General features: G+C 48.4%; 15 protein-coding genes. 9 read left to right on the top strand and 6 right to left on the bottom strand.

Going from position 1 to position 17,718, the window contains the following annotated elements; all coding sequences use genetic code 11:
* Nucleotides 1-50: 50 nt before the first annotated feature.
* Entirely contained in the window at nt 51-719 is a 669-nt protein-coding gene (locus BACPLE_RS01715) for a bifunctional 4-hydroxy-2-oxoglutarate aldolase/2-dehydro-3-deoxy-phosphogluconate aldolase (protein WP_007558337.1), read from the bottom strand.
* Between the two features lie 39 nt (nt 720-758).
* Entirely contained in the window at nt 759-1,781 is a 1,023-nt protein-coding gene (locus tag BACPLE_RS01720) for a sugar kinase (RefSeq protein ID WP_007558339.1), read from the bottom strand.
* Between the two features lie 217 nt (nt 1,782-1,998).
* On the opposite strand from BACPLE_RS01720, the gene BACPLE_RS01725 reads away from it, so the two are divergent.
* Nucleotides 1,999-3,075, top strand: a complete 1,077-nt coding sequence (locus BACPLE_RS01725; protein WP_007558343.1) for a LacI family DNA-binding transcriptional regulator — start codon at nt 1,999-2,001, stop codon at nt 3,073-3,075.
* A 21-nt stretch (nt 3,076-3,096) separates the two neighbouring features.
* A complete protein-coding gene (locus tag BACPLE_RS01730; RefSeq protein WP_007558345.1) occupies nt 3,097-4,590 on the top strand; it encodes a UxaA family hydrolase in 1,494 nt (497 codons plus the stop codon).
* 83 nt (nt 4,591-4,673) lie between these two features.
* On the opposite strand, the gene BACPLE_RS01735 is transcribed toward BACPLE_RS01730, so the two are convergent.
* The 4 genes from BACPLE_RS01735 to BACPLE_RS01750 all read right to left on the bottom strand — a co-directional run bounded on the left by BACPLE_RS01735 (nt 4,674) and on the right by BACPLE_RS01750 (nt 9,090).
* Nucleotides 4,674-6,569, bottom strand: coding sequence for a M56 family metallopeptidase (locus BACPLE_RS01735; RefSeq protein WP_007558347.1), 1,896 nt, complete (start codon nt 6,567-6,569; stop codon nt 4,674-4,676).
* A 61-nt stretch (nt 6,570-6,630) separates the two neighbouring features.
* A complete protein-coding gene (locus BACPLE_RS01740) occupies nt 6,631-7,386 on the bottom strand; it encodes a TlpA family protein disulfide reductase (RefSeq protein ID WP_007558349.1) in 756 nt (251 codons plus the stop codon).
* A complete protein-coding gene (locus tag BACPLE_RS01745) occupies nt 7,383-7,745 on the bottom strand; it encodes a BlaI/MecI/CopY family transcriptional regulator (RefSeq protein ID WP_007558350.1) in 363 nt (120 codons plus the stop codon). Before BACPLE_RS01745 ends, BACPLE_RS01740 begins: the two co-directional genes overlap by 4 nt.
* A 973-nt stretch (nt 7,746-8,718) precedes the next feature.
* Nucleotides 8,719-9,090, bottom strand: coding sequence for a DUF3127 domain-containing protein (locus BACPLE_RS01750; protein WP_007558357.1), 372 nt, complete (start codon nt 9,088-9,090; stop codon nt 8,719-8,721).
* Nucleotides 9,091-9,266: 176 nt separating this feature from the next.
* Between BACPLE_RS01750 and dnaN the strand changes: the two genes are divergently transcribed.
* From dnaN to BACPLE_RS01785, 7 genes are read left to right on the top strand one after another with little or no spacing between them, the layout of a single operon-like run.
* Nucleotides 9,267-10,391, top strand: coding sequence for a DNA polymerase III subunit beta (dnaN, locus tag BACPLE_RS01755; RefSeq protein ID WP_040312365.1), 1,125 nt, complete (start codon nt 9,267-9,269; stop codon nt 10,389-10,391).
* Between the two features lie 23 nt (nt 10,392-10,414).
* Nucleotides 10,415-11,191 carry a 3'-5' exonuclease gene (locus BACPLE_RS01760; RefSeq protein WP_007558361.1) on the top strand — a complete coding sequence of 259 codons (777 nt, stop codon included), beginning with the start codon at nt 10,415-10,417 and terminating at the stop codon, nt 11,189-11,191.
* A 12-nt stretch (nt 11,192-11,203) separates the two neighbouring features.
* Entirely contained in the window at nt 11,204-12,409 is a 1,206-nt protein-coding gene (gene coaBC / locus BACPLE_RS01765) for a bifunctional phosphopantothenoylcysteine decarboxylase/phosphopantothenate--cysteine ligase CoaBC (protein ID WP_007558362.1), read from the top strand.
* A gap of 6 nt (nt 12,410-12,415) precedes the next feature.
* Nucleotides 12,416-14,083: a DNA repair protein RecN gene (gene recN, locus BACPLE_RS01770; protein WP_007558364.1), complete on the top strand. Its 1,668-nt coding sequence runs from the start codon at nt 12,416-12,418 to the stop codon at nt 14,081-14,083.
* An 18-nt stretch (nt 14,084-14,101) separates the two neighbouring features.
* Complete coding sequence (gene rlmB, locus BACPLE_RS01775) at nt 14,102-14,851, top strand: 23S rRNA (guanosine(2251)-2'-O)-methyltransferase RlmB (RefSeq protein ID WP_007558366.1); 750 nt, start codon at nt 14,102-14,104, stop codon at nt 14,849-14,851.
* Between the two features lie 22 nt (nt 14,852-14,873).
* Nucleotides 14,874-16,583, top strand: coding sequence for a trypsin-like peptidase domain-containing protein (locus tag BACPLE_RS01780; protein ID WP_007558368.1), 1,710 nt, complete (start codon nt 14,874-14,876; stop codon nt 16,581-16,583).
* Nucleotides 16,584-16,592: 9 nt separating this feature from the next.
* Nucleotides 16,593-17,543: an NAD(P)H-dependent flavin oxidoreductase gene (locus BACPLE_RS01785; RefSeq protein ID WP_007558370.1), complete on the top strand. Its 951-nt coding sequence runs from the start codon at nt 16,593-16,595 to the stop codon at nt 17,541-17,543.
* The last annotated feature ends 175 nt before the right edge of the window (nt 17,544-17,718 follow it).

Raw genomic sequence — 17,718 nt, forward strand, 5'->3', positions numbered from 1 at the left:
CGTAGCGAGGCTTCTCACTTATACACCTTTAAACAAAATGAATTTCTGTATTATTTACGAGCTTCTGCAATGTAAGCCAATGCTTCCTTGCATTTTTCTGTGACGTAAGTCCAGTCTTCAGCAGCTACCTTGTCTTTCGGGAACAACTTAGAACCCATACCTACGCAGAATACTCCTGCCTTAATCCATGAAGTCAGGTTTTCCTGAGTCGGTTCTACTCCACCGGTTACCATCAGTTTAGACCATGGCATCGGAGCCAGCAAACCTTTTACCAGTTTCGGACCCAGTACGTCGCCCGGGAAAATCTTGCAGAGGTCGCAGCCCAGTTCCTGTGCGAAACCTACTTCTGATACGCTACCGCATCCCGGAGTGTAAGCCACCAGACGACGGTTGCAGACTTTTGCGATTTCAGGGTTGAACAACGGACCTACTACGAAGTTAGCACCCAGCTGGATGTACAGAGAAGCAGTAGCAGGATCTACGATAGAACCTACACCCATTGCCATTTCCGGACATTCTTTTGCTGCGAATTTCACTACTTCAGCAAATACTTCATGTGCAAAGTCACCACGGTTGGTGAATTCAAATGCACGTACACCACCGTCATAGCAAGCCTTTACCACTTTCTTTGCTACTTCTGCATCCTTGTGATAGAATACAGGAACCATACCTGTTGAACCAATCTTGTTCAACACTGCAATTTTATCGAATTTAGCCATTTTTTCTAACCTTAAATGAAATGTTGTTTGTTTGAGTGATTATCTCTGTACGCGACCGCTAGCGTCACCACCAGCCAGTGCTTCTACTTCTTCTACAGATACCAGGTTGAAGTCGCCGTTGATAGTGTGCTTCAATGCTGAGGCTGCTACTGCGAATTCCAATGCTTCGCCCTGAGTAGCTTTGGTCAGCAAGCCGTGGATAATACCACCTGAGAATGAGTCACCACCACCTACACGGTCAATAATCGGGTCGATGTCGTAACGCTTAGAAGTATAGAATTCTTCACCGTTGTAAATCATAGCCTTCCAGCCGTTATGAGTAGCAGAGAAAGATTCACGCAAAGTAGAAATTACATACTTGAATCCGAATTCCTTAGCCATGGCTGTGAAGATTCCCTTGTAGCCTTCTGCATCAGTCTTACCGCCTTCTACGTCAGCATCTGGTTTGAAGCCTAAGCAAAGTTCAGCATCTTCTTCGTTACCGATACAAACGTCTACATACTGCATCAACGGGCGCATGATAGACTGTGCTTTTTCTTTTGTCCACAGTTTTTTGCGGAAGTTCAAGTCAACAGAAACTGTTACTCCGTGACGTTTTGCAGCTTCACAAGCTAATTTAGTCAGTTCAGCAGCCTTGTCAGAGATAGCCGGAGTGATACCAGACCAGTGGAACCAGTCAGCACCTTCCATGATAGCATCAAAGTCGAAGTCGCAAGGATCAGCTTCAGCGATGGCAGAGTGAGCACGGTCGTAGATAACCTTGCTAGGACGCATAGAAGCACCTGTTTCCAGGTAGTAGATACCTACGCGGTCACCACCACGGGCGATGTAGTCAGTCTTCACACCGTATTTGCGCAATGCGTTTACAGCTGACTGTCCGATTTCGTGTTTCGGCAATTTGGTTACGAAGTATGCTTCATGACCATAGTTGGCACAGCTCACAGCTACGTTTGCTTCACCTCCACCGTAAACTACGTCAAAGCTGTCTGATTGAACAAAACGAGTATTGCCCGGTGTAGACAATCTCAACATGATTTCGCCTAAAGTAACAATTTTTCCCATTGCTAGATATTTTTATACTTATGTGATTAATAATGTAGTTCTTAACTCGTATCACAAAAACGATTCTTTCATCGGTTGCTTTTGAAATATCTATTTTGTGTACGCACACAAAGGTACGGTTTATTTTTTAAAAACCAAAATAAGTTATATATTTGTATCGAAAAAATTGATTTTTTACTGAATGCACAGATTGTACAATATAATAAGGTAAGAACGCATGGAGAAACAGCAAGATAGAATCCGAATCAAGGACATCGCCCAGATGGCCGGAGTATCGGTGGGAACAGTAGACCGTGTACTTCACTCCCGGAGCGGTGTGTCCGAATCCAGCCGCATTAAAGTGGAAGAAATATTGAAGAAGCTGAACTATCAGCCCAACATGTATGCCAGTGCGCTGGCTTCGAACAAGAAATACAGATTTGCCTATCTGCTTCCTTCGCACAATGAGGGAGACTATTGGAAAGATGTGGAGCGCGGCATGCAACAGGCTATCACCCGCTTTTCCGATTTCAATGTTTCTCTGTCGGATTATTATTATGACCAGTACGAGTCGGGCGCCTTTATAGAAAGTGGTATGCGCATTCTGGACGCACAGCCCGACGGGGTCATCCTTTCGCCTACCGTGGAAAAAGAAACGGAGCAGTTTGTCAACCTGCTGCGTGAAGCCGGCATTCCGTATGTGTTTATTGATTCGAATATTGCCCGACTGGAACCGCTGGCTTTCTACGGACAGCATGCCCAGCGGAGCGGATACTTTGCCGCCCGCATGTTGCGTCTGCTGGCAAAAGGCGAACCGGAGATTGTCATCTTCCGTCAGATAAACGAAGGACGTCTGGGTTCGAACCAGCAGCTCCATCGTGAAGAGGGTTTCTATGAATATATGAAGGAGCACTGTCCGGAACTGAAAATGTGGGAACTGAACCTCTATGCCAAACAGCCGGGTGAAGATGCTTCGTTGCTGGACGATTTCTTTGCGGCGCATCCGAACGTGAAGTGCGGTATCACCTTCAACTCGAAGGCGTACATTATCGGCGAGTATATGCAGCGTCACGGACGTACGGATTTCCATCTTATGGGATACGACCTGCTGCGTCGCAACGTGGCGTGTCTGAAGGCCGGAAGCATTGACTTTGTCATAGCCCAGCAGCCTACCGTGCAGGGATACAACAGCATTGAATGTCTGTGCAACCACCTGATTCTGCGCAAGAAGGTGAAGGACTGCAACTACATGCCCATCAACCTGATTACGACGGAAAACATCGATTTCTATTTCGATGCACATGTCAACGAATAACCTGATTACATCGCTATTAATATGAAAACAACTTATTTGAGAATCAACCTGGCCGATAACGTGGCGGTGGCTATTTCTCCCCTTCATGCAGGAGAAACCATCGAGGCAGACGGACGGGTGATTACCCTGCGCACGGATGTGCCTGCCGGCCACAAGGTGACGCTGAAGAATTTCCAGGCTGGAGAGAATATCATTAAATACGGCTACCCCATCGGTCATGTTACCGTCGATGTGCCCGAAGGTACATGGGTGAGCGAGAAAGAAATCAAGACTAATCTGGCAGGACTGCTGGATTATACCTACCAGCCTGTGGAGGTGCACACGGATATTCCGGTGGAACACCGTACGTTCAAGGGCTATCGCCGTCGGAACGGAGACGTAGGCGTGCGTAACGAGATCTGGATTATCCCGACCGTGGGCTGTGTGAACGGTATCGTAAACCAGCTGGCCGAGGGACTTCGCCGCGAGACGGACGGAGGCAAGGGAGTGGATGCCATTGTGGCTTTCCCGCATAACTACGGCTGCTCGCAGTTGGGTGAAGACCATGAGAATACGAAGAAGATTCTGCGCGACATGGTGCTGCATCCCAATGCCGGAGCCGTGTTGGTAGTAGGATTAGGATGTGAGAACAACCAGCCCGATGTGTTCCGTGAATTTGTCGGTACGTATGACGAAGACCGTATCCGCTTCATGGTGGCACAGAAGGTAGACGATGAATACGAAGAAGGCATGCGTATCTTGCGTGAACTGTATGCCAAGTGCTGTCAGGACGAGCGTACCGATGTGCCCCTCTCCGAGTTGCGCGTGGGACTGAAATGCGGTGGTTCCGACGGCTTCTCGGGCATTACGGCCAATCCGTTGCTGGGCATGTTCTCCGACTACCTGATTGCACAGGGAGGAACTTCGGTACTGACTGAGGTACCCGAAATGTTCGGGGCAGAAACCATCCTGATGAACCGTTGCCGTACTACGGAACTGTTCAACCAGACGGTGAGTCTGATCAATGATTTCAAGGAATACTTCCTTTCACATGGAGAGCCTGTGGGCGAGAATCCTTCGCCAGGTAATAAGGCCGGAGGTATTTCTACACTGGAAGAAAAAGCATTGGGTTGCACACAGAAATGCGGAAAGAGTTACGTATCGGGTGTGATGGCTTACGGAGAACGCTTGCAGATAAAAGGCTTGAACCTGCTCTCGGCTCCGGGCAATGACCTTGTAGCTGCTACGGCCCTCGCCTCTTCCGGCTGCCACATTGTGTTGTTCACTACAGGACGCGGTACGCCATTCGGTACCTTCGTACCTACCATGAAGATTTCTACCAATTCCAACCTGGCGGCGCACAAGCCCGGATGGATTGATTTCAATGCCGGTGTCATCGTAGAAAATGAACCGATGGAGACCACTTGCCGTCGTTTCATCGATTATGTGATTCAGGTGGCCAGCGGAGAACCTGTGAACAATGAGAAAAAGAATTACCGTGAGATTGCCATTTTCAAGAATGGTGTCACACTTTAAAGAAACCTCTGAAAACTAAAAGAGAACGCGCAAGGATATTTTCACATACCCTTGCGCGTTTTCTTTTTAGATAGAGAGTGTTTTTATTTCTTTTTGGTAGTGATGAGAATCACGCCATTCTTTCCTTTTTCGCCATATATTGCGGTTGCATCTGCGTCTTTCAATACAGTGATTGATTCAATACACTGAGGATCGAGCTTGTTCATTGTTTCGGTGGAGGCCTCCGTTTTGTCTATCAGCACCATCGGCAATGCTTCTTCTTTTCCCTGACCGTCCTTTCCGTTCTGAAACATTTGGACGATTGCTGCCGGAACTTCGCTTTTCTGAGGAGCCGGAGTGACTCCATATCCCACTACTACGACGTCATTGTCGCTTGCCTTCGGCTTGTTGTTGGTTCCCTCCAGCATGAAAGTTACCGGGAGAGTAAATTTCACGCTGACCGGCTTTCCGTCCTGCATGCCCGGCTTCCATTTCGGCATGGTGCTGATTACGCGGATAGCTTCGGCATCCAGCCACGGGTCGACCGGACGGAGCACCTTGAAATCGCTCAGCGAACCGTCTTTCCTTACCACAAACTGCACGATGACACGCCCCTGCTTACCGGCTTCCTGTGCCTTTGCAGGATACCTGAGATTGCGTGCCATAAATTCCAGACCAGCACGCATACCGCCCGGATATTCCGGCATCTGCTCCACTACGCTAAACGTCTGGTCGTCCGACACCACAGCTTGCGGAGCAGGCGCTACCACCTTCACATCTTTCTTTGTGTCGCTTTCAGTCAAGACAATTGTCTGGTCGGCTTTCTTCAGACAGTCTTTGACCGACATGGTAACCGTACTCATACCGATGTAGGCCACCTGGATGCTTTGGTCGGTGCCGACTTCCAGCGTGAAATTACCGTTTTCGTCGGTAATGGTCCCGTTGGTCGTATTCGCCACAAGTACGGTTGCTGCAATGATGGGGGTTCCTTTTTTATCCACCACCTTCATCTTCAGTTTGGTCTTTTCGGCGGGATTCGACACATTTTTATCGGCATACGTTTCCAAAACTGCCGATAAATCATTAACTTTGACACTTGAAATCTCATCGAGTGGTTGAGAGATTTCAGGACGGGCAAAAGCAGCTACGGTAACGGCTGCCAACGGAAGTACATAGAGGTACTTGGCACGTGCCCACGGATTGGATTTTTTTCGAATCATCATAGTGATACGTTTTTTAAGTGAACTGTGATTAAAGCTGTTGGCAATAGAGTAGAGCCTTGCGCCAACGGCTTTTTTTATTAATAGCATTTGATATTCTTTCGCATTGATGCCCTGACGGAGTACTTCTTCGTCGGCTTCGTATTCGTGGATGTTCTGCAACTCCTGCTTGAGCAGCCAGATGGCCGGATTGAACCATTGCAGCCAGGCACAGGCTTCGGTCAGCAACAAGTCCCATGAGTGACGGTGATGGATGTGGGCCATTTCGTGCACCAAAATGTGATGTCCGCTTTCCTTCAAGTCTGTTTCCGAAATCACGATGTAGCGCATCCAGCTGAAAGGAGCCAGTTTGCGGCGGTGAACTACCAAGCATACCCCGTTGTCTAACCTTTCACACCGGCTGTGACGAATGAGATAAAGCATGCGTCCCAGCGACCAGAGGTGACGGGCGATGACAAAAAACAGTCCAGCAAAATAGACTAACACCAGCCCTTCCTGCCAGTGGAACGGGCGACTTCCCTCTTCCACCACTACCGCTTCGCTATTCCATTGGTACATCAGCAGCAAGTCCTCCATCGACATCACTTGTGCATTTACCGGCGAAGCCTGTTCCACCGTCACCTTTACCAAAGGCAGCAGGCATGAGAGTAGCATCACTCCCAGCAAAGCCATCCGGTTGAAACGATGGAAAGTTTCCTTGCTGAGCAGCAGGCGATAGAACAGATAGAACATCGCCAGGCAGACAGCCGACTTGAGTATATAGACTAAAAAGGTTCCCATGACTTTTATGTGTGTTTACAGTTATTATTCCGTACTGACCAAGGTCTTCGCTAATTTCCGCTTATTTCTCGGCCGATAATTGCCGGATGGTTTTCAGTAGTTCGTCACGTTTCTGCTGGTTGGTGCCTATGGTGAGCTTTCGCACCACCCCCTGTTTATCAATCACTACCGTGGTGGGTGTCTGCTGTACGCCGAACATCTTCCACAACGCAGAATCGTTTGCTACCTGATGAAAGCGGAATCCCTGACGCTCCACAATCGTCTGTATCTGTTCGGGAGTGTTCCAGGTGACGGCCAGGTAATTCACATCAGGGCAGGTATCCAGCCATTTGCTCAGCTCGGGCATCTCGCGGATGCAAGGGCCGCACCCCGTGTACCAGAAGTTGAGCACCAGCGGCCGTCCCAGGGTATTGCGGTCAGTCCAGCGGGTACCGTCGGTAGCCTGTACGCTGAAAGGTTTGATGCGCTCCCCTTCCTTCATGGCCAGTTTAGAAGTGTGAGTAATCATTGACATAAACTTTACGTTTCCCTTCGCTTTTTCCAGCCAATAATCTGCATCCTTCACTTCAGACAGAGGAACGGCGTATTTCTTTGAATTCTCGCTTAGTTTGACGCCTGTCACCAGCATCATCATCCGTCCGTCTTCGCTCTTCAGAACAGCCATCTTGAGTTTTGCCCCATTCAGTTCGGAGGGTGTCTCCATGAAGAAACAGCCGTCTATCAGCAGTTTCGGGTTCTTTTTACTTTCCGTCTGTCCCCAGGAAGGCAGCATCAGACCACATAAAAGCCACGCCGCCAATAATATGCGTTTTCTCATAGCCGTCCCTCTTCTACTTTCTGTATCAGTTCCTTGAGTTCCTCCACCGAAATGTCTTCTTCTTTCACCAGCGAGGAAACAGCCCCTAAGAAAGAGTTGTTGAAATATTTGGAGATGACCCTACGCAGGGTTTTCCGTCGGAATTCCTCTTCCGACACTACGGCATGATACTGGTAGGTATTACCAAACGCTGTATGCGACAGGTAGCCTTTTTCTTCCAGTCCCCTTACGATGGTCGACAGGGTGTTGAAGTGCGGTCGTGGCTCTTCGTAGAGTTCCAGCAACTGCTTGACGAACATCGGACCTTTCTCCCAGAAAAATCCCATGATTTCTTCTTCTTTGGCAGTAAGTGTTTTCATTTCCGTTTCAATTGGTTATTGCAAAGAACTAAAATTTTTAGTTCATAAACTAATATTTATAGTTAATATAACTAAAGAGAATAGTTTTTATAGCGACTTTTCTATATGAATTAAAGGTGAGCCGCTAATCAAGAAAAATTTACTGGTTATTCTCCCTTGGATTCTGAAATATTACTGGTTCAGAATTGAGGAGGAAGATGCTTACGATGCCCGGGAGCATCGAACTTTGCAGATTTTCTACCACGTATTTTTTTCGCATGACCAGGAGGAATCTCCTTCTTATGTGGTGGCTTGGGTGCATGGCGATGCACCACGCAAGAGCTTCCGCCCAAACACAAGAGTAGACTGAATAAGGCAATCAACAATTTTGTTCTCATAACTTTCAATGGTTTCTACAAAGTTAGAAAAAACACAGATATAATCTTCTGCAAACCTTTCCAATTGTAGAGAATAAAAGCACCCTCAGCTCTTTTCTAAAATGCAAGTGCCTTTGTTGTGAAACACAAAGGCGTTTGAATCAAAACGCAAGTACGTTCAAGCTCAAACACAAGTACATTCGAACTAAAACGTAAGTGTGTTTTTCACACAGACATGCAAGTGTGTGAAAAAGATGCAAAAACAACAAGAAAAAGCGTGTTGAAAGATTTTGAACAAATCCTCCAAACAATAATAGGAGGAATGCCGAGGAAATGATATCTCTTTGATTTACAGAAACTAATCAGCTATAGAAGCATAAATGAACAGTGGAGAACTTGACAGGTTGACGGGTTGGCACCGGTTTTTCTAACTTTTTATATATAGGTGTGGAAAAATATAAATCTTGTATTTTTCCACACCTTGTGTATATATAGTTTAAAAAATACCTGCCAACCCCGACAACCCGTCAAGCACACGGCCGAAAACAGCCAATAAAAAACCTCCTTCACTTCATCTTTTCAGAAGCGAAGGAGGCATTCTAATTTCTTTTATTCATTTAGAACGGCAGGTCGTCTTTCTCGTCTGTCATGGAGAAATCGGCCGGAGCTGCATTTACCGGAGGGAATGGAGCTTCTACCGGAGGCATCTGAGGAGTGGCTCCTACACGTTCCACCTTCCATGCACGGATACTGTTGAACCAGCGTCCTTGCCATTCGCGGGCGTCAATGTCGAACGATACGTTCAGTTCCTCGCCCACCTGAATATTAAACTGTTTGATTTTGTCGTCACCAAAGACATCAAAGCACATACGACGCGGATACTGGTCGTGCGTTTCGATGACATATTCTTGTACCTTCCATTCGTTGCCGTTCCGCGATGTACCGCCTTTCGGTTCCAGAACCGCAATCACTCTTCCTGCTAATTCCATAAATAGTATTTTTAAATTCGGTGACGAAATTACGACTTTCCATAGAAGAAAACTAATTTTTAAGACCTTTTTTTGTGGGGCGTATGCAATCTTTTCGTAACTTTGGCAATTGGTTTAGGGCATCCGAGGATGCATTTAATAATAAAAACAGAACAAAAACAAATATAAAAACAGCTATGAAGTTTATCGTTTCAAGTACTGCTTTATTCAGTCATTTGCAGGCTATCAGCCGAGTAATCAACTCAAGAAATTCATTACCCATTCTGGACTGTTTCCTCTTCGAACTGAGAGACGGTACGCTCTTTATGACTGCTTCGGACAATGACACTACGCTGTCTACTTCTATCGAAGTGAATGAATCGGACAGTGACGGCCGTTTCGCCGTTTCTTCCAAGACATTGCTCGAAGCATTGAAAGAGATTCCGGAGCAGCCGCTGAGTTTCCACATCGAACCCAGCAATATGGAAATTACCGTGGAATACCTGAATGGAAAATATAGTCTGATGGGACAGAATGCCGACGAATATCCGCAGGCACAGGCGTTGGGCAGCAATGCCGTACAGGTGACCATGGGAGCAGAAATCTTGATGAACGGCGTAAACCGCAGCCTTTTTGCGACTGCCGACGACGAACTTCGTCCGGTGATGAACGGTATTTATTTTGACATCAGTACGGAAGACATTACATTGGTGGCTTCCGACGGTCATAAGCTGGTACGTTGCAAGACTTATGCTGCACGAGGAGCAGAGAAAGCTGCCTTCATCCTTCCGAAGAAGCCGGCCAACCTGCTGAAGAACCTGTTGCCGAAGGAACAGGGCGACGTACAGATTGGCTTTGATGACCGCAATGCCATGTTCACCCTCGAAAACTATCAGATGATTTGTCGTCTGATTGAAGGACGTTATCCGAACTATAACTCTGTCATTCCGCAGAACAACCCGCACCGTGCCATCATTGACCGTGCGCTCTTCATCAGTGCCCTGCGCCGTGTGTCTGTGTTCTCTTCACAGTCAAGCAGTCTGATCAAGCTGAGCTTGTCGGAAAACCAGATGAAGATTTCTGCACAGGACATCGACTTCTCTACTTCGGCCGAAGAAACCATCGCTTGCCAGTATGGCGGCAACCCGATGAGCATCGGTTTCAAGTCGTCGTTCCTGATTGACATTCTGAACAACATTTCTGCACAGAACATCATCATCGAACTGGCCGACCCGTCACGCGCAGGTGTCATCGTTCCTGAAGAACAGGAGGAAGACGAAGACCTGCTGATGCTGCTGATGCCGATGATGCTGAACGACTAATCTTTTTTGTTACACACAGACTCATGAAACTGAACTTGAAAAATCCGCTCGTGTTCTTCGATTTGGAGACCACGGGCACTAATATTAATACAGACCGTATTGTAGAAATCTGCTACTTGAAGGTTTATCCTAACGGCAACGAAGAGGCCAAGACCTTGCGCATCAATCCGGAAATGCACATTCCGGAGACATCGACTGCCATTCATGGCATTCACGACGAGGATGTGGCCGACTGCCCTACTTTCAAGGAAGTGGCAAAGGACATTGCCCGCGACATTGAAGGGGCCGACATTGCCGGTTTTAACTCCAACCGCTTTGACGTGCCGGTACTGGTAGAGGAATTCCTCCGTGCTGGTATCGACATCGACCTGACCAAGCGGAAGTTTGTCGACGTGCAGGTGATTTACCACAAGCTGGAACAGCGCACGCTTTCGGCTGCCTACAAGTTCTACTGCGGAAAGAACCTGGAAGACGCGCATACGGCAGAAGCCGATACACGGGCTACCTACGAGGTGCTGAAAGCACAGCTCGACCACTACCCTGACGTGCTTCAGAACGACATCAACTACCTGTCGGAATATTCCAGCTACAGCAAGAACGTGGACTTTGCCGGAAGAATTGTGTATGACGACAACGGCGTGGAAGTGTTCAACTTCGGAAAATACAAAGGTATTCCGGTGTCGGAAGTGCTCAAGAAAGATTTGGGCTACTACGGCTGGATTATGAACGGAGACTTCACACTGAACACGAAGAATGTATTGACAAAAATCCGCCTGCGCGAAACGGGGCTGGTCAAGTAAACGGAAGGTAGCATGAATACACTACAAGGCAAAAAAATTGTACTGGGTATCACGGGTAGTATTGCGGCTTACAAGGCGGCCGTGCTGACACGCGGACTGATTAAGAAAGGTGCGGAGGTGCAGATTGTCATCACGCCGGCAGGAAAGGAGTTCATCACTCCCATCACGCTTTCGGCGCTGACCAGCAAGCCTGTCATCAGCGAGTTTTTCTCACAGCGTGACGGCACATGGCACAGCCACGTGGACTTGGGATTGTGGGCCGACGCCATGGTCATAGCCCCGGCTACGGCTTCCACCATCGGAAAGATGGCGCACGGGGTAGCCGACAACATGCTGGTGACGACCTACCTGTCGATGAAGGCTCCGGTGTTTGTGGCTCCGGCCATGGACCTGGATATGTTTGCTCATCCTTCTACCCAGCATAACCTCGACATTCTGCGCAGCTATGGTAACCATATCATTGAACCGGCTTCGGGCGAGCTGGCCAGCCATCTGGTAGGAAAAGGACGCATGGAAGAGCCTGAGAAAATCATCGAGGTATTAGAAGCGTTCTTTGCCCGTCAGCAAGACCTGGCCGGACGGAAAATCGTCATTACCGCAGGTCCTACTTATGAGAAAATTGACCCGGTGCGCTTTATCGGCAATTACTCTTCCGGAAAGATGGGCTATGCCCTGGCTGAGGCTTGTGCTTCACGTGGAGCGGAAGTGGTATTGGTGAGTGGTCCGGTTACCCTGCAGACGGTTCATCCGAATATTCGTCGCATAGACGTGGAGAGTGCGGCCGAAATGCACCGTGCAGCTGCCGATGCCTTCAAGGATGCAGACGCAGGAATCTTGTGTGCAGCCGTAGCGGACTTCACGCCGGAGCAGGTGGCCGACCAGAAAATCAAACGGGAAAAGGACGACCTGGTGTTGCGGTTGAAACCGACTTGCGACATTGCTGCTTCCTTAGGAAAGGAAAAACGTCCGGACCAGTTACTGGTGGGTTTTGCGCTGGAGACTTGCGACGAGGTAAGCCATGCACAGGATAAGCTGGCACGCAAGAACTTTGACTTCATCGTGCTGAACTCGCTGAATGACAAAGGAGCCGGTTTCCGTTGCGACACCAACAAGATTACGATTATAGACCGCACTGAAGCTGTTTCCTACCCGTTAAAGCGCAAGCAGGAAGTGGCCGAAGACATTGTGGATAAACTTTCCAGTCTGTTTCATTCCTAAACCGTTATGCTACAGTCTATCTTTATACAGAACTATGCCCTGATTGATAAGCTGGACATTGACTTTACGTCTGGCTTTTCGGTAATTACCGGCGAGACCGGTGCCGGAAAGTCCATTATCTTAGGGGCTATCGGACTCCTGTTGGGACAGCGTGCCGACGTGAAATCCATCAAGAAGGGGGCTTCCAAGTGTATCGTGGAGGCGACTTTCCGGATTGCCAACTACGGCATGGAACCGTTCTTTCAGGAGAATGACATCGAATTTGAACCGGACGAATGTATCCTTCGCCGTGAAGTGTCGGCCAACGGAAAAAGCCGTGCTTTCATCAACGATACGCCGGCTTCGCTGGCACAGATGAAAATGCTGGGCGAGAAACTGATTGACGTGCACAGCCAGCACCAGAACCTGTTGCTGAACAAGGAAGGTTTTCAGTTGAACATTCTGGACATTCTGGCACAAGACGAGCAGGCATTGTCGGCCTATCAGTCGGTATACCTTTCTTATAAGAAGGTGGCAAAGGAACTGGATGATTTCATCGCACAGGCTGAAAAGAGCCGTCAGGATGAAGATTATATCCGCTTTCAGCTGGAACAGTTGGAAGAAGCCGGACTGAAGGACGGAGAACAGACAGAACTGGAACAGGAAGCGGAGACCCTGAGCCATGCCGAGGACATCAAGGCCGGGCTCTATAAAGCCAGTCAGCTGATTAACGGCGAGGAAGGCGGTACGGTTTCACTGACCAAAGAGTGCATGCAGACTCTTCAGAGCCTGACACAGGTATATGCGCCGGCTAAGGAATGGATGGAACGGCTGAACAGCTGCTACATTGAACTGAAAGATATTTCCCGCGAAATCGGCAATGCGGAGGAAGAAGTGGAATTCAATCCGGCACGTCTGGATTTTGTCAACGAACGGTTGAACCTGATTTATTCCTTGCAGCAGAAACACCGCGTGCAGTCGGTAGAAGAACTGATTGAACTGACGGAAAGCTATCGCAGCCAGTTGAATGCCATCACTTCTTTCGACGACCGGATTGCAGAACTGGAGGGTGAAAAGAAGAAATTGTATGCCGAGGTGCTTCGTCAGGCCGAAAAGCTGACCGCGCTTCGTACACAGTCGGCACGGCACATTGAATCGCAGATGAAGTCCTTGCTCATCCCACTGGGTATGCCTAACGTGCGTTTTGCCGTGGAACTGACTCCCAGAAAGGAACCCGACAGCAAAGGGATGGACAGCGTGACTTTTCTGTTCTCAGCCAATAAGAACGGAACGTTGCAGAACGTGGCTTCCATCGCTTCGGGAGGTGAAATTGCCCGCGTCATGCTTTCACTCAAGGCCATGATTGCCGGAGCCGTCAAACTGCCGACCATCATCTTCGATGAAATTGATACCGGTGTGTCAGGCTCCATTGCAGAGAAAATGGCACTGATTATGCAGGACATGGGACGCCAGAACCGTCAGGTAATCAGCATCACTCACCTGCCCCAGATTGCCGCACGCGGAATTGCGCACTACAAAGTGTACAAGGAAGATACCGACACCGGAACCAACAGTCATATCCGCCGCCTGACGGATGAAGAGCGGGTGCAGGAAATTGCCCACATGCTCAGCGGTGCCACCCTGACAGAGGCTGCCGTGCAGAATGCCCGTGCCCTGTTAGGCTTTAAACAATAACAAGAAACAAACAAGACCATGATAGAAAAGAACGAAATGATTTTCGGCGTACGCGCCGTTATCGAGGCTATCCAGGCCGGAAAAGAAATTGACAAAGTATTAATCAAGAAAGACATCCAGAGCGACTTGTCGAAGGAGCTTTTCGCCGTGTTGAAAGATACGTTCATCCCTGTGCAGCGCGTACCGGTGGAACGCATCAACCGCATCACCAAGAAGAACCATCAGGGAGTGGTGGCCTTTATCTCGCCCATCACTTACCAGCGTACGGAAGACATCGTGCCTTTCTTGTTCGAGCAGGGCAAGAACCCGCTGCTCATCTTGCTGGACGGCCTGACCGACGTACGTAACTTCGGAGCCATTGCCCGTACGTGTGAATGTGCCGGTGTGGATGCCATCATCATTCCGTCAAAAAACAGTGTCAGTGTCAATGCGGATGCCATCAAGACCTCTGCCGGAGCCTTGCATACCATTCCGGTGTGCCGTGAAAACAACCTGACGAATACCATCAAATTCTTAAAAGACAGCGGATTCAAGATTGTAGCAGCCACAGAAAAAGGTGACTATGACTATACCAAGGCCGATTACCAGGGCCCTACGTGTATCATTATGGGTGCGGAAGATACCGGTGTACCCTACGATCATCTGGCACTTTGCGACGAATGGATCAAGATTCCGTTGTTCGGCAACATTGAGTCACTGAACGTGTCCGTGGCAGCAGGTATCCTCATCTATGAAGCCGTGAAACAAAGAGGATTCGGAGAAGAATAAAACAATAAAACATACAACTACCATGAAAATAGGAAAAATTACCCTCGTGCTGACATGCTGTGGGATGGCTTTTCAGACCGGAATGGCTCAGGAACTTCCCAAATGGGCCAACAAAGCCAGAAAAGCTGTGTTCTCTGTCATCACGTACAATAAGGAGAATCAGATTCTCAATACCGGAAACGGATTCTACATTGATGAAAACGGTACGGCCGTATCCGACTATACCCTGTTTAAAGGAGCCGAACGTGCCGTAGTCGTGACTGCTGACGGAAAGGAACTTCCAGTGGAATACATTCTGGGAGCCAACGATATGTACGACGTAGTAAAGTTCAAGACAGCAGCCGATAAGAAGATTGTGGCCTTGCAACCGACATCTCGTCCGGGTGCAGTCAGTGAAACGGTGTACGTACTTCCTTACTCTACACAGAAAGCCGCTTCGGGTACACACGGCACCATCTCCAAAATCGATACCATCAGCAACAACTCTTTCTATTATACCCTGAACATGAAAACGGGCGAAAAGACCGTAAGCTGTCCGGTGATGAATGCAGAAGGAGAAGTAGTGGGATTGGTACAGAAGAACAGTGACAAGGAAAGTACATCAAGCTATGCCATCGGAATAGGTTATGCAAAGAGTCTGTCTATCACCGCACTCTCTGCCAATGACTTTACGCTGAATACCATCGGCATCAAGAAAGGATTGCCGGAAGACGAGTCTCAGGCACTGGTGTACCTGTACATGTCTTCTTCTAACCTGACAAAAGAAGAATACCTGAACCTGCTGAACGAATTTATCCAGCAGTATCCGAAAAACAGTGAAGGTTACTCCCGCCGTGCCATTTGTTACATAGGATACGGTGACGACGCACACTATGCACTGGCAGAAAAAGACCTGCAAACCATGGTGGAAGTGAACGAAAACAAGGGAGACGCATACTATAATCTTTCCAAGTTGTTGTATAATTATGTGCTTGGTCTCCAGGGAGCCAAACCGTATGGCGACTGGACCATGGAACGGGCACTGAAGGAAATCAATACGGCCTTGGAAAACGACAAGCAGGGACTGTACTACCAGTTGCAGGGAGATATTTATTTTGCCATGCAGAAATATCCGGAAGCATTTGCCAGCTACGAAGCAGTAAACCGCTCGCCGTTAGCTTCTGCCGCATCTTTCTATGCCGCCGCCAAGACCAAGGAACTGATTGAAGGTGCTTCAAAGAAGGAAGCCATTGCCTTGATGGACAGTGCTGTGGCTAAATACAATCCTCCCTATGGAAAAGAAGCTGCTCCTTATCTGTACGAACGTGCCCGCATGAAAGCGGAAGACAAACAGTTCCGCGAAGCAGTGGTAGACTACAATTTGTTCCACGACGCCATGATGGGGCAGGTATCGTCTGATTTCTATTTTATCCGTGAGCAGGTTGAAATGCAATGCCGTATGTACCAGCAGGCCATCAATGACATCAACAAGGCTATTGAGATGGAACCGAAGAACGTGGAATACTGGGTAGAAAAAGGAAGCGTACATTTGCGAGTAAACCAGCCGGAAGAAACGGTGAAAGCCTTGAACAAGGCCATTGAACTGGATGCCAAGAATGCGGCAGCCTATCGTATGCTGGGTTACTGCCAGGTACAGCAGGGAAAGAAGAAGGAAGGTATGGCTAACCTGGAAAAAGCAGTAGAACTAGGTGACACCGTAGCCAAGAACCTGATTGAGAAATATAAAAAATAACTGATTGATATGCAAAACAGAGTCTGTCACCTTTTCGGCATCCGCTACCCCATCATCCAAGGTGGAATGGTATGGTGTAGCGGATGGAGACTGGCTTCAGCCGTGAGCAATGCCGGTGGGTTGGGATTGTTGGGCGCCGGTTCCATGCACCCGGAGACCCTGCGTGAACACATCCGCAAGTGCAAGGCTGCCACCGACCAGCCTTTCGGAGTCAATGTGCCGCTGATGTATCCGGAGATTGAAACCCTCATGGAAATCATTCAGGAGGCAGACGTAAAAATCGTATTTACGTCTGCCGGAAATCCCAAGACATGGACTTCCAAGCTCCAACAGGCAGGCATCAAGGTGGCTCACGTGGTATCTTCCAGCCGTTTCGCCATGAAATGTGAAGAAGCCGGAGTAGATGCCATTGTGGCAGAAGGCTTCGAAGCAGGCGGCCACAACGGACGAGAGGAAACAACGACTTTCTGTCTGATTCCGGCCGTCAAAAAGGTGTGCAGTGTGCCTCTTATTGCAGCAGGAGGAATTGTTTCGGGCGAAGGTATCTTAGCCGCCGAAGCGTTAGGCGCAGAAGGAGTACAGATGGGTACCCGCTTTGCTCTGACGGAAGAGAGTTCGGCACATTTCAATTTCAAGGACCGCTGCCTGCGATTGAATGAAGGAGATACTCTTCTGACACTCAAGCAGCTTTCCCCTACCCGTCTGATTAAAAATGATTTCTACAAGCAGATAGAGGAGGCGGAACAGAAAGGAGTCTCAGTAGATGAGCTGAAGGCTTTGTTGGGAAAAGGCCGGGCCAAGAAGGGAATCTTCGAAGGCGACCTCTACGAAGGAGAACTGGAAATAGGACAAGCCGCATCCCAGCTTCGTAAGTTACAGACGGTGGATGAGGTGATGAAAGAGCTGGTAGAAGACTACCGGACAGCACTTCGCCAGATGCAGGACAGACAGAGTTGGTAAAACTTTCGCATACTAAGCATGTAAGTTCTTGCTTACAGACTTTTCAAATTCAATAAATATCCTTTTAAAATAAAATGGCAAATGAAGGTGACAGTGTAAAATCATCTTCATTTGCCATTTTTATATGGGTTTCTGTATCTGATTTCATTTTTCATATTCCCGGAGAAACGCTTGA

It is taken from the genome of Phocaeicola plebeius DSM 17135, from assembly GCF_000187895.1.
Lineage (GTDB): Bacteria > Bacteroidota > Bacteroidia > Bacteroidales > Bacteroidaceae > Phocaeicola > Phocaeicola plebeius.